Consider the following 2,089-nt stretch of genomic DNA (forward strand, 5'->3'; position numbering starts at 1 on the left):
TAATGAAAGTTCACCTATACCGCTAAATACCCACAAGTCTTTGTTCTTTGCTCCCTGTTCTTTGCTCCATTCTTCAATCTATTTCCCTAATTTTAACCCATGTCTTCCCACCATATCGTACGTGAAAAACAAGAGCCCGCATTGCTTATCATGAGCCTTGATGGATTTGCAAGTGAAAACCTCGGACAGATCCTGGAATGGAGCCCAACCGTGATTGTTCCGGAAGACATTTATGAGTTTGCCGATTCGCTTGCGATAAAATTAGACGGGGTTTTGTCAAGGGATCCGGATTTCAAGGCACAGGAAAATACAAGGATCATCTTAACGGACACAGAACCTCTTGAAGACTGCCTTAAATTTCTTATAGGTGAAGGCTATCCAGCGGTGAATATCATAACAAAAGAATTCGCGCTTAAAGATTATGCACTGTTTGTAGAGGATATCGACATAGTCGTCTTTATTGGCGATCAGAAAATTTTCCCAATACGTTCAGGTTTTAGTAAATGGCAGCCTGCAGGGGAAGCTGTTCACGTGCTGTTTGAAGTCCACAATTTGAGCACCAGCGGCCTTAATCAAAAAGATCGTCACATGTACGAAACTGAAAAAGATGGTTTTTACTCCTTTACATTTGATCAACCCTTTATATTCATCTCAGAAAAAATCTGATGGAGATAGTTGAAGCTACGGAACAAGACATTCCTACAATTCACGCACTGGCAGAACAGATCTGGTGGCCTACCTATCGTCCGATCCTATCAGAAGAACAGATTAGCTTCATGCTGAAGAAGATGTATTCTGAAAGTGCACTGAGGGAACAAATGAATTCTGACGTTAAGTTCCTGCTGGTTAAAAGGGAGAATGAAAATGTCGCTTTCGCGGGATATTCAATCGAACATGGGCCTGCACCCATCTTAAAAATCCATAAGATATATGTCCTGCCTACAGAGCAGGGAAAAGGGACAGGGAAAACGCTGATAGAATACCTTTGCAATCTTGCTAAAGACCTGAATATCCCTGAAGTAGAATTAAATGTAAACCGGGCAAATCCGGCGTTTGGATTCTATCAGAAAGTGGGATTCGATATCTGGGAAACTGTAGATATTCCGTATTACCAGTTTGTGTTGAATGATTATGTGATGCGGAAGAAAGTAATTTAACCGCAGGGTATAATATAAATTGAAAAAACAAAACCCCAAACGCCTGAGAACCTATTTTACCGCAAAGGGCGCAAAGGTTTACGCAAAGAGCGCAAAGTTTTTCGTGAGCCCTTTGCGGCCTTTGCGTGTACTTTGCGCTCTTTGCGTTTAATTTCGAACGGTGCGTTTTAGCCGTCACATTGCGTCTGAGGTTAAACCTATTGCCGTCCTTCCAGCTTTGGAATCCTCTTCGGTGTATCCTTCCCTGCCACAATACTCCTCGCACTTAAGGCAATCGCCTTAATCGTAGACCATATATTAACCGCATCCAAGGTTGCAAATTCATCTTTAACGGTATGATAAAACTTATCAGTATCAATCTGATCTGTCGATATCGTATGGGCTGGAACTCCTAAGGCTGCTAGTGTTGCATTATCGCTGCGGTAAAACAGGTTCTGGTCTGGGTACGGGTCAGGATGAAATTTGAAGTCAGTACCCTCTAGGTTCTTTTGAAGTATCTCGCCAAAATCCGAGCGCTCATAGCCTGTTATAAACGCGGCATTCTTTCCAAACTTAGATTCCTTACCGATCATTTCGATATTGAACATGGCGACTACATCATCCGGATTAAGTTTTGAAGAGAAATACTTTGCACCGAAACCGCCAATTTCCTCCGCAGTAAATGCAATAAAGATGAGGGTCCGTTCATTATCCTTTAACAGCTTGTAATAATTGGCAAGTGCGATTACGGCAGTAGTGCCGGAAGCATCGTCATCCGCGCCGTTAGCAATAGAATCTCCTTCTACGCTCTTAATAATTCCAATATGGTCATAATGTGCGGAGAACAAAACGAGTTCTTTTTCTTTTGATTTTCCTGGAATCATTCCTGCCACATTGAATAATGGAAGTATTTCGATCTTATTGTTCGCTTTTACATTAAACGTGTTTGCTTC

At 41.9% G+C, this 2,089-nt stretch carries 3 protein-coding genes; 2 read left to right on the plus strand and 1 reads right to left on the minus strand.

Annotated features, from left to right (window positions below; all coding sequences use genetic code 11):
* Positions 1-99 precede the first annotated feature (99 nt).
* Both WBJ10_RS05460 and WBJ10_RS05465 read left to right on the plus strand, forming a co-directional pair.
* Positions 100-666, plus strand: a complete 567-nt coding sequence (locus WBJ10_RS05460) for a thiamine pyrophosphokinase (RefSeq protein ID WP_424288519.1) — start codon at positions 100-102, stop codon at positions 664-666.
* Complete coding sequence (locus tag WBJ10_RS05465; protein ID WP_424288520.1) at positions 666-1,157, plus strand: N-acetyltransferase family protein; 492 nt, start codon at positions 666-668, stop codon at positions 1,155-1,157. The genes WBJ10_RS05460 and WBJ10_RS05465 overlap by 1 nt, the downstream gene beginning before the upstream one ends.
* Positions 1,158-1,354: 197 nt before the next feature.
* Here WBJ10_RS05465 and WBJ10_RS05470 read toward each other — a convergent pair.
* Positions 1,355-2,089, minus strand: a 735-nt coding sequence (locus WBJ10_RS05470) for a M20/M25/M40 family metallo-hydrolase (protein ID WP_424288521.1), incomplete at its 5' end; no start/stop codon positions are given.

This window comes from Daejeonella sp., assembly GCF_049655485.1.
Taxonomy (GTDB): domain Bacteria; phylum Bacteroidota; class Bacteroidia; order Sphingobacteriales; family Sphingobacteriaceae; genus Daejeonella.